The sequence below is a fragment of the Lachnoclostridium sp. genome (genome assembly GCF_031997925.1).
GTDB lineage: Bacteria > Bacillota > Clostridia > Lachnospirales > Lachnospiraceae > Lachnoclostridium.
Genome location: NZ_DAMADT010000003.1, coordinates 224,277 through 248,768, shown reverse-complemented (window position 1 = coordinate 248,768; position 24,492 = coordinate 224,277). Strand labels below are relative to the sequence as shown.

Below are 24,492 nucleotides of genomic sequence, written 5' to 3'. Positions count from 1 at the left end.
AACAAATATAAGTAACACTTTCATAGTTTTCCCTTGTTTTGCTTCTTTAAAAAATAACACTTTCTCCAAATTCCTTAGATAGAGCATAAAAAGATTGAATCAAAAAACTTTTCTCGATATAATATTCCTAGGATATTTGGAGGAGGGATCACATGCTTACCAGACATAAGGAACATAGTAGTCAAAGTTTTTTCAAAAAAGTTTTTTTGTCGTTTTTATTTGTATCCATAACACTTACTATTCTATTAACCACATTTTTAACGATAAATTATTTTAAGACTTCAGCTAATCTTGTTACTCGTTTAAACCATAATATGTTATCACAATTAAACTACAGTATTAACTACTTAAATGAACAATCGAATCGATTAAGTATTTCATTATCTAATGATAAAGACGTTATTGCCTTTTTAAATATGAAGCAAAAAAATAATTTGATTCCTGTGTTAGTGAATAATGCTTTAAACAAGCACATTGTTACTCTTGGTAATGTTGAGAGTATTTATCTTTATAACAGTGAATTGGATTTATTTTTCTCTTCAAAAAGTGGTGAGCAGCTATCTAGCGATCAATTTTCGGACAGAGAAATTGCAAGATTAGTTACTACGCCTGATTTTATAACTTCCTATAATGGAAAACCAATGATTCATCAAGTCCCTTTGCCTAATTCCTCAAGTACCGAAACTTGTACTTATATAGTTTTCGATAGCTATTCTAATAAATCTGATATTAAAAATGCTGTGATCATTAATATGCGTTTAAGCATCCTCACAGATTCAATTAAAACAATGAATCAATTCAAGTCAGACAGTAATATGTCCTATTTTGTGGCAGACAAAGATGGAACCTTAATCGACACTCCTTTAAGCCAGCCTTTTATTGATAAACAAAAAGTATTCTCTAGCTTACAAGCAAAAATTGCAACACAAAATAATGAAAATAAAAATCATTTTATTAACCTCGATCATAATCGGTACCTTATGTCGTATACCAATGATAATCCGAATGGATGGTATATCATCGGTCTTATTCCAACGAATATTATATTCAAAGATATCATTTCCTCTTCTGTATTAAGTGTTATTTTTGTAATATGTATTTTTATTCTATGTTTTATGGCATGTATTTTACTTGCTAGGGATTTAAATAACCCTATTATCATGATTACTAAGCTTATGACCGGACAATCCATTGACAAATCTTACATACCTAACTTTAAAACAAATGAATTAAAAACGATATGGTCAACATTTCATACAATGCAGGAGCAGAACAAGCGACTTGATAAGCTAAAAAAGGAAACCTCCTATTCGGTAAAGCAGGATTTACTAAATAGCTTGATTTCGGTGCACTCTATCTACTCTTTAGAAGTGGTCGCAAGTAAATTAGAACAGCTGAACTTATCCTACTTAGCTGGGTCCGGGCTTTGCATGGTTCTTTTAAAAATAGATAACTATAATGCCTTCCTTCTTAACACCAATCAGCAAGAATGTTGGGCTCTTAAATTTACTGTTGTTAATATTGCAGAAGAGATTTCTTCCGAGCACTATACCTGTGATGTTTTTAGTAGTGATTCTGATAAGTTTGTATTGCTTATAAAATGTGATGAAACTGCGGATTACAAGGAATTTCAAAATCAATTAGAACCAGTACTTAGGTCTATTCAGGAAAATGTAAAAAAATATATTTCTTTATCCTTATCCATAGCATATAGTACTCCTTTTAAAGGTTTAGAACATCTGCCAATGATGTATTCCAACATGAAAAACTCTATCCTACTAAAGCTTCGCTATGGCCATCAATCCATCATCTCCCCATACATGGCAGATGAAATTGATACCGATAATCTTATGATTCCTGTTAATCAGTTTGATGCATTGATTGGAAAACTCTTAGAAGGTAAGCTAGACGCAAGTAAACAAGCTTATGAAAAAATATCTACCCAGCTTTCTACCTATAATTATGATGAAGTGATGACTAACCTAATTCATCTAATATATAATATCTACACCTCGGTTGTGGTGAAATACCCCACTCTTAAGGAGTACGCAACCCTGATGGTAAAACATTTCATGGTAGAACTGCAGAATATAGAAGTCGTAGTCGACGTTGACAAGTTAATGAATGATACCATAGAATCCCTATGCCAAAAGGTAACTAATACTAAGAATAATTCTGAATATCAAAGCAAAGATTATATTATTAAGTCTATCTGTGATATTATTGAAAAAGAGTACTCTAATTACGAAATCTGCTTAATTTATATCGCTGACAAATTAGGACTATCCCCTAATTATATAGGCCATATCTTTAAAAGTGTTAAAGGTAAATCAATCGCTCAATACATACAAGATTTAAGAATCGAAAAATTAGCTTATTATTTAAATCATTCCTCTTTATCCTTAGAAGAGATTCTTGATAAGGTTGGCTTGGAAAAAAATAATTATTTTTATACCCTTTTTAAGAAGCACTTTGGGGTATCCTTAAGTGAGTATCGGCTAAATTTAGTAAACAAAGGCTTATAACCTGAGCTTTGCTCCGATACATTAGACAAAAGGAGCTGTTGCAAAATCAATATTTAAACCATAACGTGTAGGAGAAAAAAATACCCTCTACAGTATCTGGTATAAAGAATTCTTTTTGCAACAGCCCCTTTTTGGTTCTTTATCGTATCCAAGACATATTTCTGAAATAGCTTTATCGTATCCAAGCACATATTACAGAAATGGTTTCATTAGGTGCCGATTTTATTTTGTAGCTTCCTACTGCTGCTGGTATAATGAATGTCTCCGCATAGTGGACAGTAAATGGTTCAAATTCTTCCTTCATACTTTCGATTACTGCAAAAGAACCCTCTACTAGATTTAAAACTTGTACACTATCATTCATTTCCAAAGAAACTTCTCCTGTAACAGTATAACGATGTGTTTCGATGGATTGTCTTCTATGTAACCCCGTTTTTTCGTCCAAGAATCCTTCTCTTTGCATACATACTTCTTCTTGATTTACTAAGTTCTCTTCTACCCATTTAAGATTTCGATCCCACTGGATGTTTTTCATACCATGCTCAATATGGATAGGTCTTGGTAATCCATCCAGACCAACACGACCCCAGTCCCAGAGCTTAAACGTAAATATATAAGGGGTAGCACTAATCTCTAAAACCATAGTATCTGCACAAGAACAGTGAACGGTTCCTGCCGGAATTAATAGATGATCATGCTTTCCTACAGGAATTTTATTGGCATACTTATCTGCATCAAATACTATTTCTCCTGCTTGCGCTCGCTCTAAATCTTTTTTCATTTCTTCAGTATCTACATTATCTTTTACGCCAAGATAAGCATGAGCCCCTGCTTTCGCATCTAGAATATAATAACTTTCATCCTGAGTGTAATGCATTCCAAAATTCTCTTGTATGTAATCCGTCAATGGATGCACTTGAAGAGATAAATTTCCTCCTCCCATAGTGTCCAATAAGTCAAAGCGGATAGGAAATTCCGCCCCGAATCTTCCATGGACTCTATCTCCCAATACCTCGCGTGGATGATATAGCGTTAAATCCATACATGGCAATTGAATGACCACGGAACCATATTGAAGGTTGATACTATTTTCCTCTGGAACTCCGTCAAAGCTCCATGCATAATTTCCCATCGCTGGATCTAGACCAAAAACATCCTTCATCCATTGTCCACCCCAAACACCCGGATCAAAATATGGCTGCATACGGAAAGGCTGCTTACTTAGCTGCTTAAGCCCTTCACAAAATGCTTTTCCAGTTATCATAACAGGATGATTCTTTATAGTGGTATCTACCACATAATCAAACGTTTCAAACAGTTGTCTCTTATGTTTATCAGCAAGTCTCCACTCAATAAAGAATCCCATCTTGTACTTTGTTAAAACAGCATCTTTTTCATTTGCTATGAGCCAATTGGACATCCCTTTTCGATATCTAAGCTGTATTTCCCACCTTGTCATATCAAAATAAAGCAATAAATCGCCTTTTGTAATAAGAGAGGCACCTACACCAATGACGAGTAACATCCCTTCCTGGTGGCTTACTACTTCTTCCTTTGCTTTCTCCAATCTATCTGGATTAAAACAATCTGTCAGACTTTTGTGGGTCATGATACCAAAAACACGATCCTCCGTAATAGAGTCTCTAAATATATTAAGTATTTTATCCCTTTCCCACATGCAAGTCTCAGTGTCTATTACTTTTACTATACCACACTTCTTAATTTCAGCTAAAATCTCTTCCTTATCAGCTCCTGGATAAAGATCACATACTATTACTTGCTTTTTACTTTCCTCCCCATCTATCCTACTATTTATTTCCTTTCGTATATTATCATATCCAGAAAAGGCAAAACTGTCATAACCTAGTATTTTTTTCTTAGGATTTAAGTCATAATTATTGTATTTTTGATACATGTTATACACATCCTTCCTTGTATTATTTAGCTATAACTCCACGGAATACTTATATTTATCTCCCGGATAGTAGCAAATCGTATATTCAATAATTTCATTTTGATTATCAACGGTTTTTCTGGTTCGTTTAAACACGGGCATAGTTTCTTTAATTTGAAGCATTTCACTGATTTCATTGCTTGCGCTTACCGCTTCTAGAGTATCCTGTCCTTTTACGATTTGAACGCCATACTCTTCTTTCAATAATTGATATAAGGAGTTTTTATACAATTCATTATGCAAAGGATATTCACGATTTCCATTTAAATAGGTTATGGAATATACAATCGGGGTATTCTTTACACATCGAACCCGGACTAATTTATAACATTTTTCCTGTTCTTTAATACCTAGGTTTAGTGAGACAAGTTTGCTAGCTTTTTCTTCGGAGAATACACAATAACTGGTTTCCATCGTTGTACCTTGTTGTTTCATTTCCTCTGAAAAACTTATGACACGTTTTAAGTTTTCATCAATCTTTTTAAAAACTACAATTGTACCAATTCCACGGTGGCAATCTAAATATCCATCATTGACTAAATTGCTAATGGCTTGTCTTACAGTGACACGACTAACATCGTACATTTCCTGCAATTGTTTCTCCGTGAGAAAAATATCCCCTTTTAAATATTCCCCATCCTCAATTTGCTCCCTTATCCGTTTTTCCAATTGACGATATAGCGGCACTGCTCCTCTTTTGCGATCCAACATATCGGTCACCCTTCCTAAAATGCTGTATATAGTCCTTCTATAATCTTTTTTGATGTGTTAACTTCTAAGTATATTTTTATGTTTAATTTTCTACAATACTCTTCTAAGGCTTTTCCGAAATAAGAAAAGCTTTTTGAGATTTGCCCAGCAAAAATTAATCCATCTGGCTGAAATTTTATAAGATACTCACGGATTGCATCTTCTATGTTTTTCCCAAATTCCAGAAAGGCTTCTTTTGCTGCTTCGTTATTACTTTCCGCCAGTAAAAACAACTCTGCCCCATCCATAGACTTCTTACAGTGCTGAACTGCCAGCGCCTCCAGTCCTCTAACGGAAATATAATCATCTATCCTTCCATCTTTAAATGGCGCATCATAAATCCATCCATTCTGAGGCATACCATACTCTGCTTGTTTTAAAACTTTTTTCCCTCTTGTAAAAGCAGAACCTGCACCTGTTCCTATACACAAGTGCATTAATTTGACTTCTGAAGAGAGGGATAGTCCGTTACAAATCCCTAAGGCAAACCCTTCCACATCATGAAGAAAACGAAATGGACAATTTTTAAGCTTGGGATAAATACTACAAATTTCATCTTCTATCCTAAGGTTATATATAGCATCATATTTATCCAATCCTCTTATTTTGCTTATCCCTTTTTCATAATCAAAAGGTCCAGGAAACGCCATTCCTATTCCTGAGATGACATACGCCTCATCTTCTATAGTCTTTTCTAACTCTATAATTATTTCTTTAAAATTTGAAAAGATGATTTCCTTGGGCTCTGTTGCTCTTGAAGGGTAGGAATAAATTTCATTTTTATATAATTCCCCCTTCTCATTCAGAATTCCAGCCTTAATCTGTGTTCCACCCACATCAAACATAACATAATATTTCATCTTTTATCCTCTTACTTGTCTATATAAAATCCTAAAACACCTTCGTTGGTAGCTTCACATTTTATAAAAGATTCTTTTGGCGTCTCATTTTCTGTTACAAGGATGGAGTAAGCAAATTCATAGAACCCTCCAAGATCCGCTTTAAAATTAGTTTCCCAATAGTTGTTCATAATCCAAGAGTACGGTGTTTCTCTATTATAATCCACATCTTCACCGGTACATAATTCGATTGGTTTACTTTCTAAATCTCCAAAAGTTATTAATGGTGCATCTTTAATACTAATAATAACATTCGACTTTTCACCATGGAGCACAATTCCATTTTGAATAAGGTAAAATTCTTTATTGCTTCCAGGTAACTGGTCAATACCGGGACGAATAATACATCCTGTTTTATCAACATAAGTTGATTCATTTTCATTGGTTGTAAACGGAAGTGCTACATAAAGATTTTCTGGTTCCCATATACTATGTTTATGAATACGGACCATAGCATCAATTTGAGGCATTTGTTTATATATTTTTAAAAATACGGAATACGTTCCGGTACCTTCTAGTTGATAGTCTAGTCTAAGAGCAATAAATACCTCTCCATTCTCTACTACTCCAATATCCGTAAGGAAACTATAGTATCTCTTCGTAGACTCTGCTTTTCGATTTCTTCCCATTCTTCTTCTGGTATCACAAAAATCTCCTTTTATTGGTGTTATCTCGTATATCCCGGAAAAAGGTGCAATATCCATATCTCTTACTATATTTTCATTGGTAGCTTTGTTAATAATTTTTTCAATTCCCTTCTTCAGTGAAAATTGAATTATAAAATCGTTCGTTTCAACTTTTCTAGTGCTTTCTTCATATGTATTGGACAAGATAATATCTTCAATGCCTTCAGCACCAATATGGGCATGATTTTTTATCGTTATTTCTTTTGGCTTTATTCTGCGAATAGAAAGCTCTCTCTCTTCTTTTGCCTCTAAGGATACCATGACTTCTATTTCAAATGCTCTTGGGATTCGCACCACTTGGGATGGTAGCACCTTTCCTGTTATTGAATCAACTACTTCAAAAGGCACATCAAGCCCAAAAGAAACTCCATCTAAGTACTCCCATAATTCCACATAGATAACTGCTTTTGTTCTTAGAGGTATCTCATGTGGATTGATTACTCTAAAATGCTGAGGTCGGAAGTTCTTAATGGATACTTCGCCCTTCTTAGCCAAAATCTTGTCTAGATTTTTTGAAGCATAGGTATTTCCATTAATTGCGTAAGCAGTTTTTTTCATCTCAAGCTCTCCAACTAATGTTTCCCATGGCTCAGATATAGAAGAGGAATAACCCCATGTGTGCTCTGCATAAAGCATTAGATTTTCTGATGCCTTTTCTACTAATTCTAGATCTCCAAGATCGGTTTCTTTATCCAGTTTCTTGCATAAATTCAGTTTTCTTTGGGCATTTTTATATATCTTAACCGGACCCGGAGTGGAACCAACCCCATCTGCCCACCAGTCATTCCAGTCTCCCTTATAAGTAGGAATATCTTTCTCATATTCTCTTACACATTGAAAAAATGTATCAAGAGTTGCCATTTGAAATGTTATTTTTCCCTCATACTTTTGATTTAGTAGATTCACTCTTTTTGCAATCTCCTTGCTTGGAGGTGAATTGTCAGTAATTGCACCGGATACCATAACTGGCACAAAATCAAAAGGATAGTTTTCTTTCTCTAAATTTTCTAAATAACGCTTCAAACGTATTTCTAAAATAGAAAGCTCTTCTTCTTCCGTTTTTTCTTGACTTGTATTATATACAGAACGCTCCCTTATTTGCTTCCCTATTTCATCATTGAGCATATATGTACTACCAGCATTTGGCGCAAATTGAAGTTCGTTTCCAAAATTATAATGTTCACCACTCCAAATTAAAATCTTATTTCCTTTTGGGCTTTCCCAGAAAAAAGGAATCATTTTTTTATACAGTGGGAACATTCCATGGTGAGGATGTAAGCAGGAGTAAAGGTTCTTAATACCATTTTCGTAAAGGGCATCTACATATCCCCATGCATACCCGTTAATATCTGCACTCATTCCACTGCTGATTGGGATGTTTCGTTCTTCCCCATATTTCTTTGCCTTTGCTATTCTAGAGTTTAGTACCTCCTCACCAACTAATTCTGTCATATTTAAATAGTTACCTGATAACCCTATTTCGCCTGATTTTACATAGTTCTCAAAATCCCGTATGTATTGCTCTGATGCACACTGATAGAAATTTTCAACCTGCCAATGATTTTCACATTGCCACACAAATCCTTTATATTCTTCACTATTGGATTCATGAATTTCATGTAGTATGTCAATAGCTTGTTTCATAAAATCCACATGATACGTTGCAATTTTATCTTGCCTCTCAGTATATCCAATATCTGTGTGAGAATGATGCATTAAATATATTTTCCATTTTCTTTTAAGCTCCATTGTCTTCCTCTCCTTTTGTTGTAATGTTATAACATTTCAACTTAATCATATCACAGATCTTTTTTCATTCCTATCCACTATATTTTTTTCGTGAATTTGAAGATTTTTTTTCTATTACATTAGCTATTTTATCTTAACAAACATCGTAAATGTATTGAAATTGCCGAATAATTAGATACAATCCCAACAATATTCAGGAACTTATAAAATTTAAAAAATTGGCATGATTGATACATTCGTCCGCTAGATTGCGCCCACGCTAGGTGCACGCAAAAGAGGAGCTCCATTCAAATATGGGCTCCTCTTTTATTTCGTATATTAATTTCTATATAAGTTATAAAATTAAATCTCATTTCCTCTTACATAAACTTGTTTTAAATTAAAATCACCATCTACAAGTAGTAAATCTGCTTTTCTTCCCACACCAATACTTCCCACTGTATCTTCTAAATGAAGAGATTTTGCAGGATAGTAACTAGCGCTTAGAATTGCTTCCTCAATAGGAATGCCAAATGATACTGCATTCTTCACTGCATCAAATAGTGTTATGGTAGAACCAGCAAGAGTGCCATCTTTTAAGAATGCTTTATGATCCTTTACTGTGATTGGTAATCCTCCTGCAACATATTCTCCATCTGGTAAACCAGTTGGATTAATTGAGTCTGAGATTAAAATCATTTGTTCTGGTACTGCTTTAAACATCAGTTTTACTACTGCTGGATGAATATGAATTCCATCACAGATAATTTCTGCATTTAAGCCAAACTCACTTACTGCACCTACTAGACCTGGTTCGCGATGTAACAACGGTCTCATTGCATTAAATAAATGAGTCACATGAGTTGCACCCGCTTTCGCTGCAGCTTCTGCTTGATCAAAGGTACTCATTGTATGCGCTAACGATATCGTAAAGAACTCTTTGTTTCTTTGAATAAATTCCAAAGCTCCATCTAAGGTTGGATCAATATCTACCAAACGAATTGCATTTCCTGACAATTCATTATATTCATCAAATAAGTCCTGAGAAATTCTTCTTAAGTACTGAGGATCATGAGCCCCCTTCTTTTCTATGCCAAAGAAAGGTCCTTCCATATTAATTCCTTCAATGGAAGCTTCTTTCGTATCTGAGTGCTCTTTTTGACCATCCATGACCTCTTTTATATAAACCATTGCCCGGTGATACTGATTTTCCTCATTTGTCATAGTTGTAGCAAGTATTGAGGTTACACCATGCTTTGCATAATACTCACACATCTCTTTGATTTCTGCTGGATTTGATTTAGAAAAATCATAAGATAAACAACCATGTGTATGAATATCAAAGAATCCAGGTACAATGCGTAGTCCAGTGCAGTCTACTTCATTTTCATTTCCTGTGATTGTGTCTGATATTTCTTTTACAAAACCATCTTCTACAAGAATATCTTTTCGTTCAAACTTTCCATTAATAAAAACTTCACCATGTCGAAATATCATAGGCCACCTTCTTTCTATTCAAAACAACAGATAACAGTTAAATCCGGATGTAGCTGAAGAATAGATGCTGGTACACTTGGAGTTACCGGTCCATATAATGCTTTTTCAATGATGTCTTTTTTATCTGGTCCATTGGCAATTAAAAGAACCTTTTTGGCTTGCATAATGGACTTTATTCCCATTGTAATCGCCTTAGTTGGTACTTCATTAATGTCTTCAAAGAATCTTGCGTTAGCCTTAATTGTTGACTCACCTAAAGATACAATATGGGTCGTCTTTTCGAATGCATCGTCAGGCTCATTAAATCCAATGTGGCCATTGTGTCCAATACCTAGTAACTGTAAATCAATACCGCCAAGATCTGTAATTAAAGCATCATAATTCAAACACTCTGCTTCCATATCTTCTGCCAATCCACTTGGAACATTTGTATTTTCTTGTGGAATGTTAATATGACGGAATAAATTTTCATTCATAAAATAGCGATAACTTTGTTCACTCGTTGGTTCTAATCCAATATATTCATCTAAATTAACGGAAATAGTACTTGAGAAATCGATATCTCCTTTGTTATACCACTCGATTAATTGTTTGTATGTACCGATTGGTGTAGATCCAGTAGCAAGCCCTAATACACTATTTGGTTTTAAGATTACCTGAGCTGATATAATATTTGCGGCCTTTCTACTCAAGTCGCTGTAACTTGTTGCATGAATTACTTTCATATTTAACCTCCAAATCTACAATTTTGAAAATTTTTTTCAAAAAATGACAAGAATAATCAAAAATAACAAAAATAATTTTCAAATGTACTTTAATTATAGCTTGAAACAAAGAAAAAGCAAGTGAAAAATGAAAAAACCTTGAAAGTAATCTTTCAAGGTGATTAAAGCTGGGCTACAAGGATTCGAACCTTGAGATGCTGGAATCAGAATCCAGTGCCTTACCGTTTGGCGATAGCCCAATATTTTATTTTCCATGACTTAGTAATTGTCAGCCACGAATGATATTATAACCCATAGACATATAATTTGCAAGTCCTAATTTTTTATTTTTTATACCAATTTATACCACTGTATTTTCCCATATTTACCATCATCATTTGGAAATGATTACTTCTTGTATCTTACGATCTTTCGTAAAGATAAAGACCACCTAATCAAGAGACAACTTTTTTAGTTATGTCTCTTGATAATGCTCTTTATAGATACTCTTTATGATATATGTTAGTAATACGTTTGTTGAAATTTTTTTTCATAATATTATAACTTTAATAGCATGTTTTATTAAAAACCTAACAGACATCTTGTTTCGTTAACTTTTATTGGCTTATGGAAATTAATCTTCTGCTATATAGCTATTCTCTAATGTAATCACACATTGATAGCGTTCATCGAGTTCTTTAATGCGTTCCTGTAAATCAAACAAAAATTCCTCTTCCTCATTTGGCTTATAATGATGTGGTAATACTAAATCAAAAATTAGATTAATTTGATTTTCTCCATTGACCACTCGAAAATCATGAATCGATGCATTCATATCTAATTCTTTGACCTTTTTCGTTACCTTAGCCCGAATTTCCTTTACTTTTTCATTATTGACCTCAACCGGATCCATATGAATCACTAAAAAGATGTTTTCATCTCTTAGCATATCCCGTTCAATTCTATCAATTACCTCATGGGCGTCTTCCATTGAAATATCATTTGGTACTTCGCAGTGTATCGTTGCCATCGTATGAGTCGGTCCATAATTATGTGTAACCAAGTCATGTGTGCCAATAATATAGGGATATTCCATTACCTTTTTCACTATCTTCTTATATAATTTTGGATTTATTGCTTGCCCAATCAATGGTTCCAGAGTATCTTTTGCTATATTAAATCCTGAAATCAGAACGAATATAGAAACAGCTACACCCATATATCCATCAACCCTTAAGCCTGTAAAATGACCAATGAATAAAGAAAGTACTGTCGCAGAGGTAATTAGCACATCACCTAGGGCATCTGCTGCTGTTGCCTTCATTACGGTAGAATTAATTCGATTTCCAAGCTTTCGATTAAAAAAAGCTAACCAAGCTTTTAAGAAAATTGATAACATCAATATAACAATAGAAATCATGGCAAATTTCGTGCTTTCCGGATGCAATATCTTTTTCACAGAGCTTTTAAAGCATGTAACACCGACCTGTAATACAAAGAATGCTACAATAAGAGCGGAAATATATTCATATCTTCCATGCCCAAACGGATGCTCTTTATCCGCTGGTCTGCTAGCCAGTTTTACTCCCACCAAACTAATTAGGGATGATGCTGAGTCTGAAAGGTTATTAAAAGCATCTGCTGTAACGGAAATACTATTAATAAAAAGTCCGATGGTAAACTTACATAAAAACAGAATTAGATTGCAGATAACTCCGACAATACTAGCAAGTATTCCATAGGAAGTACGTACTTTTTGTTCATGAATATCTTCACTATTTTTCACGAATAGCTTTACTAATAAATTTGTCATAACTCTCCTCCTATTTCTTTATTCCGCTTCCTTAATCGAATAGGACTATTATAACATACAATATTATAGTATGCTACGTTGTAGCCTATAATATTGTATACCCAAATTGTAGTTTCTATAGACAACCAAAAGGAACGTAGTAACCTCTTTATCAAAAGACAACCACGTTCCGCTTAACCTAAATACTATTCTCTAATAAAATTAGTAAATACCGCCTTCTCACGAATTGGTAGCTCTACCCCAGCCTTCCTACCAGCTTCTTTACATTTTAAGAGATAAGCCATATTTCTAGCTAGAACTCGCATTGTATATAGACCCTCTTCATCCTTCAATACATCCTCCGGTTTTACACCATGAACCATATTCCAATACCTTGAGGAGACTACAGGCATCTCTTTAATCGTAAAGTATTTTATGAGCTGATCAAATGTCGCTGTAGTTCCTGCTCTTCTTGCTGAGATTACTGCTGCTGCAGGCTTCATATAGAATGTTGTATTTCCTTTGCCTAAAGAATCACAGTAGAAAACACGATCCATAAAAGAAGTAATTGCACCACTTGCAGCGGCATAATGAACCGGTGAGCCAAAGATAAATCCATCTGCTCCTTCTGCTAAATCAAGAAACTCGTTTACTTTATCATGGAATACACAATCTCCTGTTTTGGCACAGCTTTGACAAGCAATGCATCCAGCAATTGGTTTCGTACCTAACCAAAAAATTTCAGTATCTATTCCTTCTTCTATTAGCGTTTTCGATACTTCCGTAAGTGCCGTATAAGTGCATCCCTTTTCATGCGGGCTTCCGTTTACCAGTATTACTTTCATACGATTAACCTCTTTCTGGCTTTTTTATGCCTTTTTGTAATAACAAATTTCTAGTCTATGTAATATTTATATCTTATGTATCTTAACTCCTAAACCTATGCTTTTGCAACTGAAACTATTACATATTGGGCAAATGCATATACTCTATATCTTCTTTTCTTCAATTTCAAACTGTTCTAACGTCTTCATTAACTTGTTTGCCTGTCGAACCATCTCTTCTGAAGTATTATATAAGCCATTTGCAGTTTCTGACTGACTTAAGGTCTTTTCTCCTACCGATGTAGCAGAAGAAACGATCTCTTCAATCACCGCTGATATATTCTCCATATCAGTCAAAGATTCTTGTTTTCTATTTTGCATCCTGTTCACTTGATCAAATATATTATGTATTGTAATCATTAAATTCTCAACTTCCAATTTTAGTTCATCAAATGCACCTTTTGCATTACGAACTGCCTGCTCCTGCGAGGTTATCGTCTCACCAGCAAGTTCTGCACTTGTTACTGCGGAAATTGTTTTTTTGTTAATTTTATCAACGATTACTCTAACTTCATCGGTAGCTGCAATGGATTGTGCTGCTAACTTTTTAATCTCTTCTGCTACTACCAGAAAACCACGCCCTGCATCCCCTGCTCTCGCTGCCTCTATGGAAGCATTTAAAGAAAGAAGCGTTGTTTCATCTGCAATCTCATTGATTGTCTTAATAATCTGCCCAATTGCACTAGATTGAATATGTAATTCTTTTATCGATTCAATAACAGTCTGCGTAATATGATTTGTTTTGGTCGCCTTTTCTCTTAAATCTTCCATTTGACTTAGACTTTCGTGTATGGACTCCTTGGTTTTACCCGCAATATCTTGCATTTTCCTCGTTCCATCATCGACTAAGCCGATCTGAGATGCCAAATCATCTAACTTATTCATACAAGATATCGAATCCGTTGCCTGACTCGATAATCCCTCCTCGATATCATTCATAGCACAAGAAATCTGATTTGATGATTCTGCAAATATCTCGGAAGACTTTGAAACTTTTACAGACATCGTTAAGACTTGATTACTCACGGATTTCACTTCTAATAAAAGGTTATGAATACCATCCATCATACTATTTAGATGACCAGATAGCTCCATAAATTCATCCTTATGTTTTCTTTGAAATCTTGTATTAATCTGCCCCCCCGCAATTAATCTCATATTTGTTATCATGTACTTCATTGAGCCACTAATCCGATGATAAATGCTACCTCCAATCAGAACGACTAAAACACTTGCCACAAGCATAGCACTCATAGCAACATATTTAATACTTGTTGCTTGGCTAACTAGCTCACTATTCGGAATCAGTGTACACACCATAGTGTTTGTATCACCAACCATTTCGTATAAAAAGATATAGTCATTATTAAGAAAAGATACTTCCTTAAACTCTCCTTCTAAAATCTCTCCTTCTCTTGCCATGTTATAAAAATTAGTATCTATTATTAATGTTTCCCAATCACCATCTTGATGAAGTTCCATACCATCTGAGGAGATAAAGCTCAGATAACCCTTTTCCCCAACATCAACTTTATTGATGATATTTAAGATTGCATCCGTTTTAATATCAATTGCTAAGAAAGCATCCATTTCTTTAAACGCTTTTACCAATCGTATCGCATAAGATTCTTTATTTATTTTAAGAGATTCATCAATTACAGAGGTCCCCTTTACCCATTGATATGTATTACTACTTTCTAAAACAGTTTTTCCCTGTTCACTGTTTTTATAAGAAGAATACATACCTAGAGGTAATTTTCTATTCGTAGATAAAGGATTTACGGTATCACTAAAGAAGTAAATATTACTGATAAAATGATTTGCAGATGCCTTTGTCAATATCTCTGTTTTCATACTATTATAAAATTTACTTTGCCTAACATTATCCGATTCATAGCCACCACTTAAGTATTGGTTTAAGTCTGGATTCATTAAGTACTCCACAGCTGTTGTCTTTACTGAATCAAAGCCATACTCAATGTGCTCTCTTAGCAGGTCTAGGGACTGCTTTGTTGAGTTTTTGTAGTTTTTTATAATGGTATTTGATGCATTCCAATACGATAATACTCCAACCGTTATAACTAATCCAAGTAACAATAGATAAGATCCTAACACTTTAATACGAATGCTGTTAAAATTAAAAAAATGTTTATTAGATTTCATTTTTTTCATTGACCTCCATGCTCCTTTTCGTTTGTATATAACGAAACTCTCCCACTAAATTATAGCGAATGATTCTCTTCCTTAAGCTTACCTTTGTTTCCATATATAGTCAATGTTTAAACTTGTGAATTTTTGTTTATATAGACTATAATTTGTATAATAATATCGATTTTTTTAGTAATTATTATTAAGTCAAATTATAAAAAACATCCATGAATGGAATAATTTATTATTTATAGAACTTTTACTTTCTTTTTTCATAAATCCGAATTATAATGAATAAATACTATATAAATTGACAGATACTGATATTTGTAAATGAAAGGAGTTCTACCATGAAAAAATTCTTTAAATTCGTTGCAGGTGTAGTATCCATTGGTGCTCTTGCATGTGGTGCATATTATTTTTGCAAAAAATATATCTGTAAAGAAACACCAGATGATTTTGATGATTTAGAGGATGACCTAGATGATTTTGACATGACAGATTCTTCTAGTTCAAATGATAGTCGCGAATATGTTTCCATCAACATTACAAGTGAACCTACAGAATCTTTAGCCGAAGAATCATCCTATGAAACAGAATAATCTTCTGAGGAAAAGACTACAGAGCTGAATAATGGACTAACATGAGGGTAATAGTCTCTCATAACATAAGAAAAGGACTATAACGATGAGATCAATTTTCTTGTCTTAACCGTTATAGTCCTTTTTTACTTCTTTGTATTTATTAAATCATTACTGTAATATATTTTCGATGTCTTGAATCAAGTCATAGTCCTGATCGACCTCATAAGAGGTAGACGTTACTATTCCCTCATTCCCATAGGTTTTTATAAGAACTTCCGTATCATTTATGAAATATACAATCTCATCTTCTTCTGTCAATGGGATAGAAATTATATACTTTATCTTCTGGGCAGGATCTTCTGTTGTTAGATGCAAATGTTTCGAAGGCATAAGGAGCATAATATCTTTAATCTTTTCCTCATCGCTACTATCCAAATTAACTTTCACAGTATTGACGTCGTTTAATAAGTTAATGTCTTCCATGGCATAATCAAAAGCTTTTCTTGATCCTCCATCTGGATTCAAATTATATCCATTCGCCTGAGGCTCCATTGTTGTATCAGTTTTATCACTCAAACTGTCCTGACTCGTTACAGATACCTTTTCATCCTCTAGGCCTTTATCATTAGAATCTAGCTCGTAATTTTTCTTAAGTTCAATTTGAAGCTCTTGTTCTTCACTCCCTGTTGTAACATCTCTCTCGATAGGTGTCACAGTGTCAAAGGAGGTATTTGAACCTTCTTTATCCAAAGATCCTAAACGTACCTCACTGCCTGATTCTGATGAACCTAAGTTAGTATCTTCCATGGATGTTGATTTACCTTCCATAAGTTGAGATAACAAACCCTGTCCTCCCAAATAAAAAATTAGGATACTTGCTGCAACTACGGAACCCCATGTACCAATATACTTTATGATTTTTCTCTTGTTCTTACTTTGGTTCTCTCTTTTTACTTCTTTTTTTGCTTCTCTTTTTCCTTCTCTTTTTCCTTCTCTTTGTTTCTCAATGGAAATTATCTCTTTTTCCTCTGACGGTAGTGTTGCTTTTTCCTTTGTAGTTACGCTATCATCCTCATGAAACGCAGTCTCTTTCTTTATTTCGATAGCCCTTAAGGTGGACTGGATTAAATCCTCACTCACCATAATATTCTCTAGGTCTAATGATTCGTCTAATTGTTTTTTTAACGAATCAAAGAAAGGGTCTGACATCAAATCAGATTGAATCATAGTATTGTTTTCTTTTTCTATATTCTTTTTCATACTATATCCTCCCTTCCATAAGTTCTTTTAATTTTTCTTTTGCTCGTGCCAATCGACTTTTTACAGTCCCAACTGGCAAGTCTAGTGCTTTTGCAGTTTCCTCCATACTAAGTTCATCATAGTACACACAAAGGATAACCGAACGGTAGTGTTCCGGTAAGGACATTACAGCTTCCTTTACGGTATGTATGGTTTCTTCTCGCTCCACTGCATCAAAATCACTCTCCGATACAATGGAATCTTCTAAAAATTCCTCCATCGGAACCATTTTTCGATGGTATGCACTCTTTATATAATCTTTGCAGGTATTGATTGTAATTCTTAAAATCCAAGTTTTAATACTACTATTCCCCTGAAATGTATGTAGATGATTATTAACCTTGATAAATACATCTTGAAAGATATCCTCTGCTATGTGAAGATCTTTTACATACATATATGCAGTTCGAAGTACATCGTTACCGTAGGTTCTCACGAGATCTTCTATCTCAAAGCCATTCTCGGTCTGCATCCTGCCTTCCCCCTATAAAATATTTTTACGAAGCCGCCCCCGCAAATCTATTCTATAGTATAACTTATAAGAAGCTGCGAAGCAACTTCTTATAAAAAGGTGCGTTTTTTTGCACCGTAAATTCGATTATTGAAACATGCTTTTCGTTTCAATAATCGTGTCACAATGTAAGTTTCTACTGTTTCTCTCTTTGTTACCGCTTTTAACGTAACATAGCACAACGATTTACAATCTGTGCATTATATAAAAATAAAATGTCCTGATTAGTAAAATCTACAACTTCACCTAAATACTGTGTAGCAACAAATCGAAGATCGATTAATGTAATCTTCTCATATGCTTCCAAAAGTAATGGTGTAAGACTACTTGAAAAAGAATCCCCAAAGATAATAAGTTCTTTTCCATTTGTTACTGCAGGATTTTCTATTGTTACCAAAGGATTAGGTCCAGACAAAAACACGTTATACCATACATCTGTATTGAAAGCATCCGTAAAATAAACACCGTTTTGCTCCGCAACTTCATAAACAGTAACTAAAGCATTTTGGGTATAATCATTCGTCAAATAGGTTAAAGTCTCTGGTTTTGCTTCAATTCCATACTCCTTATAAACTCCATAATAATCTTCGACTATATTTTCTTTAAAATTCTTAGTATTAATCTTAAAGCCCATGGCTTTTCCGAGCTTATTAACTACAGGGAATAATTTTTCCTGTTTCCAATGCAAATCTGTCTTATAATAATCAGAGATATTTAATGTATCAAATAAATCAATATACTCCATACCTTTTACTTCTTCTTTAAGAATGGATAGCATGGAATCATAGTTTTCTTTTGGATAGATATCATTTTCTACAAAATAACTTTTTTCTGGTACAATAGAATAGAATTTTTTCATAGTATCATTTAAATATAAACTTGAGATTTCATTTAGTTTCTTACTCATCAAATGAGAGTATTTTTCTTCATATTTATCCATCGCCAAAATATAATAATCTCCTGCAGAAAATATTCCGTTTTCACCAACTTCACTTGCTACTAGTGGTTCTTCCTTTTTGACATTTCCCTTTTTTATAAACACGGATAACCCTATCAAAAGGCATAGTAAGCAAACAACCGAAATTCCCAAGATGCCCTTTTTCTTCATACGTATTTCCTCCATTACTGTTTTCTCGTTTCTAATCATTAGACGATATTACTTAATAATAGTTCCAAAGAATCATTAGATAAGGAATCCTTAGAACCATTTTGTAAGATGGGTTGGGTATGATTTAGGCGGATAGTATGGTTTTATACTGATGGATAATGATGGATAAAGAAGAATTAAGATTGATTAAGAGGAATTAAGAAAATTTAAAAGTAATTATTGTCCATTATTCAAAGAAAAGAGCCCCAACCTCATACATTTGATTTTGTAATAAAATCATAATACAAAAGTTGGAGCTCTTTTTTTTATTTCATTTTATTATTCATGGCCAAACTCAGAAAGTACTAAACCTTTGTTTCGATCAAGTACCGTATTGATACTCCAAGCGTGAACAAAGAGGAGAAGAGGATTTCCCTTCATATTTTTGATACGCTTTGTATCCGAAGTAACACTTAAGCTAGATACTTCAATGTCTTTGCTTTCTACCCAGCGGATGTACTCATATGGAAGCTGTTCCATACGAATTTCAACACCGTACTCCGATTCAAGACGGAATTTTAAAACATCAAACTGAAGAACACCAACAACACCAACAATGATTTCTTCCATACCAGTATTAAACTCTTGGAATATCTGAATTGCACCTTCTTGTGCAATCTGTGTGATACCTTTAATAAATTGCTTTCTCTTCATCGTATCAACCTGACGAATTTTCGCAAAATGCTCTGGTGCAAAGGTTGGTATTCCTTCATATTCATACTTCTGTCCAGGCATACATAAGGTATCACCAATAGAGAAGATACCAGGGTCGAATACACCTATGATATCACCTGCATATGCTTCCTCTAAGATTTTTCTCTCTTGAGCCATTAACTGCTGTGGTTGTGAAAGTCTTAGCTTTTTACCACCTTGCACATGATAAACTTCTTCATCAGCATCAAATTTACCGGAACAAATTCTCATAAATGCAATACGATCACGATGGGCTTTATTCATATTTGCCTGAATTTTAAATACAAATGCTGAGAAATCATTCGTTAATGGATCTACTTCACCTAGATTAGAATGTCTAGGAAGTGGAGATGAAGTCATTGATAAAAAGTGCTTTAAAAATGTTTCTACACCAAAATTAGTTAATGCTGACCCAAAAAATACAGGGGATAATTCACCATTATTCACTAATTCTTGATCAAACTCTGCACTTGCGCCATCTAATAATTCAATCTCTTCTGAAAGAATATCATGACGGTCTTTTCCTATTAAATCATCAAGACTAGAATCTCCGATAGTAGCCTCAACCGTCTCAACTTCCTTCATACCATTATTAGCTGCGATGAATTTACTAATCGTCTGAGTACTTCTGTCATAAACACCCTTAAATTCTTTTCCAGAACCAATTGGCCAATTTACAGGGCAAGTTTTAATTCCAAGAACTGTCTCGATCTCATCTAATAATTCAAATGTATCTCTAGCTTCTCGGTCCATTTTATTAATAAAAGTAAAGATAGGAATGTGTCTCATGACACATACCTTAAATAATTTTTTAGTCTGGTTCTCAACACCCTTAGAAGCATCAATTACCATGACAGCAGAGTCTGCTGCCATTAAGGTTCGATACGTATCTTCCGAGAAATCCTGATGTCCTGGTGTATCAAGAATATTAATACAATAATCACCATAATTAAACTGCATTACAGAGGAGGTAACGGAAATACCACGCTCCTTCTCGATTTCCATCCAGTCAGACACCGCGTGTTTTGCTGTTTTCTTACCCTTAACAGACCCCGCCAGATTAATGGCACCTCCGTATAGAAGTAATTTTTCTGTTAACGTCGTTTTACCAGCATCCGGGTGAGAAATGATTGCAAACGTTCTTCTCTTCTTTATTTCCTTAGCATGATTTATCACAGCTAGTCCTCCATCCAATATTACAGAATTCTATTTTAATTGTAATTTTCGAACAATTTTTACAAAACCACTTAATCATATAATGAATTCCTATGATTTGTCAAGGGTCTTGCTTGCTTTTGGACGGATTTTCATTACAGTTTGGCTGGAGGCTGAACTGCAATTTATATAACTTTCTTAAATTTCCTAGGATCTTCTCTTAGTCATCAAGTCGATTCTTTTTATAAACTCGAACAAAGATTGCCACGCAAAGAGCCATATTTGCTAGCATAATAATAATTGTTTCTAAAGATAGCGGTTTCGATATATTGGTCATCGCTTCACTCATTTGAGTACTATAGACATATTTTGCAATTGGATATAAATCACGATTTAAACCAGCTAGCGCAGGAAGTATTCCAACAACCATCATCACCGGAGTAAGATAGGAGTTGGCATTCATTTGCGATTTCGCAATTAAGCCAATGGTGGAACCTAACACCATTGTACATAGACTTCCAAGTAGTATCACGATTATGGCTCTTAAAATTTCAATTCCATGAAACCCACCTAAGTATATAAAATATGCAACTCCAAAAGATTCAATCGTTAATACAAAAAGACAGATACTAGCCATATACTCTGCAGGCTTTACATTTGACATCATAAGCACTCGTAAAGTATTCTTTTCTTTCTCTTCCGCCATAGTAGTTCCTGTTCCCATAAGACCGCACATGGCAACATACATAGGAATATAGAGCCTCGTCATCATACGAATCTCTTCGGAAGGTATATCCATCTTTGAAAAAAAGAAACCCAAAAGTGGTAGTACTAAAAAACCAAGCAGTAATGTTGGATTTTTTGTTAAATCCCTGAGCTGTTTTCCATATACGGTTTTTATTCTGAGAAATGACATTATAACAGCCCCCTTCCTGTTAGCGTTAAAAACACGGTTTCTAAGTTTGGTTCTGAAGAATGGATGGATTCCACCATTCCTTCACGTAGTAAATCAGCAATCTTTTCTGCATCGGAAGGATGATTAGAGAGCGTAATTTCCGTTCGATCCTTTGTTGTTATAGTAATTTTATTTTCTTTGTTATATTTACGGCAGAGTTCTTTTGGTTCCCCAAATTCAACAATAGTTCCCTCATTTAATAAAGCAACATGGTTACAAAGTTTCGTAGCCTCCTCCATGTTATGAGTTGTTAAGAATATAGTTATACCTTGGTCTTTTAACGATAATAGTAGCCTATGTATCATCGTTGCTGTTGCCGGATCTAATCCGCTGGTTGGTTCATCAAGAAACAATATCTTAGGGTTATGAAGTACCGCTCTTGCTAAATTCAAACGCTGGCTCATACCTTTTGATAATTTCTTTGCTTTCGTTTTCTTCTCCTTCTCTAAACCTACTGCTGATAATACTTCATGAATTCTTACTTTCGGAACTTGGTTTAGTCTAGCAAAAAACTCTAAATTTTCATAGCAGTTCATTCTTTCATATACGCCACTATTATCCGATACAACTCCAATTTGCGAGTATATCTTATCACTAAGTTTTAATGACTCTTCCCCTAATATTCTAGAATTCCCCTTGGTCCTTTTAAGCTGTCCGGTCATAATCTTTATCATAGTTGTTTTCCCGGCGCCTGACGGCCCAAGTAATCCAAAGACTTCTCCTTGCTCTACTTTGATATTCAAATCCTTTAAGACTTTTTTCTCAGCAAAGTCTTTTGAGATATGTTCCATCTCAATTGCATACATATTCGTTTCCCTCCTTTGATTTAACTAACCATATTATAAGGAATCAATAGTACTTTGTGATAAATTCCAGCCCAAATGTGATTAATTTCAGGCTAATGGTGCATTCAAGGTGGTGAATTGTGCTATCCAGGTGGTGAAATACGCTTAAATATGTAATAATTCTTTTATTTCTTCAAGCTTTTGTCTTGATAAAGGTATTTGGCTATTTTCATAATTACTTAATTTGAGTACATAGCTTCCTCTAGAATAACTTATAATCTCTCTAATTTTTTGTATATTAATTATGTAGGAACGATGGCATCGAAAGAAACCATAATCCCGAAGTCTTTCTTCTAATTGAGTAAGAGTTAAGGTAGCTTGAAATGCCTTACCATTCACGTTCACATAAGTTTCTCCTTCTACGCTTTCTGCATAGTCAATTTCATTCGGGCTAAATAAAAGTAGCTTATCTTCATAACGACAGGATATTTTCATAATTGGAGGAACTATAATTGTACGTTCAATTTTTGTAACTTCCTTTACAGGTTGTTTCGCATCAGTTTTTTCATTATTTTCTGTTTTTGCATTATTTTCATGATTTGTACCATTTTCTGTTTTAGTATCATTTTCTGTTTTAGTATCATTCTCTATTTTTGTATCGTTTTCCCTTTCATAATCTGTTTTATTAGCTTCTCTTCTCTCTTCTTTACTACTCACTTCTTTTTTATCTATCTCAACCATCTCTCCATTATCAAATGGTCTTAAGCCAATCTGGTCATATAAATAGGTAAATACATTAAGATTCAAGGCATCCTCTAAGTTATTGGTTAATAAAAGAATGGCTACTTCATACTCCCTTATGATATATTGCAATAATTCTCGATAGATTAAGGTTTCATTTGGACTTAAGATTTGTAGAGGATTATTTAAAACAATAACCCCTGGATTTAAAGAAACGACTCTTATGAGATGTAAACACTGTCTCTCCAATATATTCAAAGATCCTGTTTTCTTTTTCTTACTCTCTAACAACCCCGCAACATGTAATAATCCATCAAGTTGATAATTGCTTAACGGCTTACTGCTTATTTTATTAAAAAAATTTAAATAGGAAGCTATATTGTCCCTCTTATAGATTCCATCTTCATTACATAATACATATATTTTTTTATCTGAGACTTCAACTTTCCCCTCTAAGTGATCTAACTTCCCCTCCATTAAGCGAATTAAACAATCTAAATAGTCATTCGTTGTCTTTATTACAACAAAATCCTTTTCACCTAATCGTAGATTTAATCTAGGTAGAGAATATCGATTACCTTCTATTGTACAAACTTCATTCATCTCGAGTAGCGGCATACTGTCCCCCTTATTTATCTCTTTCAATGCACTAATAATAAATTTTTCTATCATATTTTAGTTTATTGAGTCTTCTTTCCTCTAAGATCATTATGGAGGCAATCCATAATTCAATACTTGGAATTGAATCGCTATATTCTATATCATAATATATATATCTCCATATGTTGTCAAACTTATATTTGAAGAAGAATGAGGTAAAACAAAAATTTCACTTGTATTAGGTAACCAATTTGGCATCAGGTTGATGATTTTTATAATTACTCATTTATTCCGTTCCTTCCCTTATTGATTTCATAACATTTTTATTATACATCTTTTACAACTTTTTGAATTATTTATCCCCATTATTTGAGTCTCTTTTGATATTCATATAGGAAATGAAATTTTCATTCTAACCGGATAGTTCAGAAGACGATCCTTAAGACATTAAAAAA

The 24,492-nt window shown here is 34.0% G+C and carries 18 protein-coding genes and 1 tRNA gene; 2 read left to right on the top strand and 17 right to left on the bottom strand.

Features of this window, described 5'->3' with window-relative positions; genetic code table 11:
* Nucleotides 1-152: 152 nt before the first annotated feature.
* Complete coding sequence (locus tag RTP52_RS04130) at nt 153-2,525, top strand: AraC family transcriptional regulator (protein ID WP_312369366.1); 2,373 nt, start codon at nt 153-155, stop codon at nt 2,523-2,525.
* A gap of 172 nt (nt 2,526-2,697) precedes the next feature.
* Here RTP52_RS04130 and RTP52_RS04125 read toward each other — a convergent pair whose 3' ends face one another.
* From RTP52_RS04125 to RTP52_RS04080, 10 genes are all read right to left on the bottom strand, one after another.
* The gene (locus tag RTP52_RS04125; protein WP_312369364.1) at nt 2,698-4,440 is read right to left on the bottom strand and encodes a class I mannose-6-phosphate isomerase; all 1,743 of its coding nucleotides are present in this window, start codon (nt 4,438-4,440) and stop codon (nt 2,698-2,700) included.
* A gap of 30 nt (nt 4,441-4,470) precedes the next feature.
* A complete protein-coding gene (locus RTP52_RS04120; protein WP_312100376.1) occupies nt 4,471-5,190 on the bottom strand; it encodes a GntR family transcriptional regulator in 720 nt (239 codons plus the stop codon).
* Nucleotides 5,191-5,204: 14 nt separating this feature from the next.
* A complete protein-coding gene (locus tag RTP52_RS04115; RefSeq protein ID WP_312369362.1) occupies nt 5,205-6,089 on the bottom strand; it encodes an ROK family protein in 885 nt (294 codons plus the stop codon).
* Nucleotides 6,090-6,100: 11 nt separating this feature from the next.
* Nucleotides 6,101-8,563, bottom strand: coding sequence for a hypothetical protein (locus RTP52_RS04110; RefSeq protein WP_312369360.1), 2,463 nt, complete (start codon nt 8,561-8,563; stop codon nt 6,101-6,103).
* A gap of 342 nt (nt 8,564-8,905) precedes the next feature.
* Nucleotides 8,906-10,039, bottom strand: coding sequence for an N-acetylglucosamine-6-phosphate deacetylase (gene nagA, locus RTP52_RS04105; protein WP_312369359.1), 1,134 nt, complete (start codon nt 10,037-10,039; stop codon nt 8,906-8,908).
* A 14-nt stretch (nt 10,040-10,053) separates the two neighbouring features.
* Complete coding sequence (gene nagB / locus RTP52_RS04100; RefSeq protein WP_312369358.1) at nt 10,054-10,764, bottom strand: glucosamine-6-phosphate deaminase; 711 nt, start codon at nt 10,762-10,764, stop codon at nt 10,054-10,056.
* Between the two features lie 167 nt (nt 10,765-10,931).
* Nucleotides 10,932-11,003 (bottom strand) — tRNA-Gln (locus tag RTP52_RS04095).
* Nucleotides 11,004-11,377: 374 nt separating this feature from the next.
* Entirely contained in the window at nt 11,378-12,556 is a 1,179-nt protein-coding gene (locus RTP52_RS04090) for a cation diffusion facilitator family transporter (RefSeq protein ID WP_312369356.1), read from the bottom strand.
* Between the two features lie 185 nt (nt 12,557-12,741).
* Nucleotides 12,742-13,380: a flavodoxin family protein gene (locus RTP52_RS04085; RefSeq protein ID WP_312369354.1), complete on the bottom strand. Its 639-nt coding sequence runs from the start codon at nt 13,378-13,380 to the stop codon at nt 12,742-12,744.
* A gap of 144 nt (nt 13,381-13,524) precedes the next feature.
* Complete coding sequence (locus RTP52_RS04080) at nt 13,525-15,582, bottom strand: methyl-accepting chemotaxis protein (protein ID WP_312369352.1); 2,058 nt, start codon at nt 15,580-15,582, stop codon at nt 13,525-13,527.
* Between the two features lie 335 nt (nt 15,583-15,917).
* On the opposite strand from RTP52_RS04080, the gene RTP52_RS04075 reads away from it, so the two are divergent.
* Nucleotides 15,918-16,169, top strand: coding sequence for a hypothetical protein (locus RTP52_RS04075; protein ID WP_312100367.1), 252 nt, complete (start codon nt 15,918-15,920; stop codon nt 16,167-16,169).
* Between the two features lie 150 nt (nt 16,170-16,319).
* Here RTP52_RS04075 and RTP52_RS04070 read toward each other — a convergent pair whose 3' ends face one another.
* From RTP52_RS04070 to RTP52_RS04040, 7 genes are all read right to left on the bottom strand, one after another.
* On the bottom strand, nt 16,320-17,411 hold the full coding sequence (locus tag RTP52_RS04070) for a hypothetical protein (RefSeq protein WP_312369350.1): 1,092 nt from the start codon (nt 17,409-17,411) through the stop codon (nt 16,320-16,322).
* Nucleotide 17,412: 1 nt separating this feature from the next.
* Nucleotides 17,413-17,922 carry a sigma-70 family RNA polymerase sigma factor gene (locus tag RTP52_RS04065; RefSeq protein ID WP_312369349.1) on the bottom strand — a complete coding sequence of 170 codons (510 nt, stop codon included), beginning with the start codon at nt 17,920-17,922 and terminating at the stop codon, nt 17,413-17,415.
* 202 nt (nt 17,923-18,124) lie between these two features.
* Nucleotides 18,125-19,069 carry a DHHW family protein gene (locus RTP52_RS04060; RefSeq protein WP_312369347.1) on the bottom strand — a complete coding sequence of 315 codons (945 nt, stop codon included), beginning with the start codon at nt 19,067-19,069 and terminating at the stop codon, nt 18,125-18,127.
* Nucleotides 19,070-19,387: 318 nt separating this feature from the next.
* The gene (locus RTP52_RS04055) at nt 19,388-20,977 is read right to left on the bottom strand and encodes a peptide chain release factor 3 (RefSeq protein ID WP_312107024.1); all 1,590 of its coding nucleotides are present in this window, start codon (nt 20,975-20,977) and stop codon (nt 19,388-19,390) included.
* Between the two features lie 199 nt (nt 20,978-21,176).
* Nucleotides 21,177-21,872 (bottom strand): ABC transporter permease, encoded by a 696-nt coding sequence (locus tag RTP52_RS04050; protein ID WP_312369345.1) that lies wholly within the window; start codon nt 21,870-21,872, stop codon nt 21,177-21,179.
* Complete coding sequence (locus RTP52_RS04045) at nt 21,872-22,717, bottom strand: ABC transporter ATP-binding protein (RefSeq protein WP_312369343.1); 846 nt, start codon at nt 22,715-22,717, stop codon at nt 21,872-21,874. Before RTP52_RS04045 ends, RTP52_RS04050 begins: the two co-directional genes overlap by 1 nt.
* Nucleotides 22,718-22,861: 144 nt before the next feature.
* On the bottom strand, nt 22,862-24,055 hold the full coding sequence (locus RTP52_RS04040; protein WP_312369341.1) for a LytTR family DNA-binding domain-containing protein: 1,194 nt from the start codon (nt 24,053-24,055) through the stop codon (nt 22,862-22,864).
* Nucleotides 24,056-24,492: the final 437 nt, after the last annotated feature.

Bases quoted from the DNA above. Each gene is read 5' to 3' on its own strand.
- nagA (WP_312369359.1), bottom strand. From the start codon at position 10,039: ATGATATTTCGACATGGTGAAGTTTTTATTAATGGAAAGTTTGAACGA.
- RTP52_RS04125 (WP_312369364.1), bottom strand. From the start codon at position 4,440: ATGTATCAAAAATACAATAATTATGACTTAAATCCTAAGAAAAAAATA.
- RTP52_RS04050 (WP_312369345.1), bottom strand. From the start codon at position 21,872: ATGTCATTTCTCAGAATAAAAACCGTATATGGAAAACAGCTCAGGGAT.
- RTP52_RS04040 (WP_312369341.1), bottom strand. From the start codon at position 24,055: ATGCCGCTACTCGAGATGAATGAAGTTTGTACAATAGAAGGTAATCGA.
- RTP52_RS04090 (WP_312369356.1), bottom strand. From the start codon at position 12,556: ATGACAAATTTATTAGTAAAGCTATTCGTGAAAAATAGTGAAGATATT.
- RTP52_RS04115 (WP_312369362.1), bottom strand. From the start codon at position 6,089: ATGAAATATTATGTTATGTTTGATGTGGGTGGAACACAGATTAAGGCT.
- RTP52_RS04075 (WP_312100367.1), top strand. From the start codon at position 15,918: ATGAAAAAATTCTTTAAATTCGTTGCAGGTGTAGTATCCATTGGTGCT.
- RTP52_RS04045 (WP_312369343.1), bottom strand. From the start codon at position 22,717: ATGTATGCAATTGAGATGGAACATATCTCAAAAGACTTTGCTGAGAAA.
- RTP52_RS04120 (WP_312100376.1), bottom strand. From the start codon at position 5,190: ATGTTGGATCGCAAAAGAGGAGCAGTGCCGCTATATCGTCAATTGGAA.
- RTP52_RS04060 (WP_312369347.1), bottom strand. From the start codon at position 19,069: ATGAAGAAAAAGGGCATCTTGGGAATTTCGGTTGTTTGCTTACTATGC.
- RTP52_RS04110 (WP_312369360.1), bottom strand. From the start codon at position 8,563: ATGGAGCTTAAAAGAAAATGGAAAATATATTTAATGCATCATTCTCAC.
- RTP52_RS04130 (WP_312369366.1), top strand. From the start codon at position 153: ATGCTTACCAGACATAAGGAACATAGTAGTCAAAGTTTTTTCAAAAAA.
- RTP52_RS04085 (WP_312369354.1), bottom strand. From the start codon at position 13,380: ATGAAAGTAATACTGGTAAACGGAAGCCCGCATGAAAAGGGATGCACT.
- RTP52_RS04065 (WP_312369349.1), bottom strand. From the start codon at position 17,922: ATGCAGACCGAGAATGGCTTTGAGATAGAAGATCTCGTGAGAACCTAC.
- RTP52_RS04080 (WP_312369352.1), bottom strand. From the start codon at position 15,582: ATGAAATCTAATAAACATTTTTTTAATTTTAACAGCATTCGTATTAAA.
- nagB (WP_312369358.1), bottom strand. From the start codon at position 10,764: ATGAAAGTAATTCATGCAACAAGTTACAGCGACTTGAGTAGAAAGGCC.
- RTP52_RS04070 (WP_312369350.1), bottom strand. From the start codon at position 17,411: ATGAAAAAGAATATAGAAAAAGAAAACAATACTATGATTCAATCTGAT.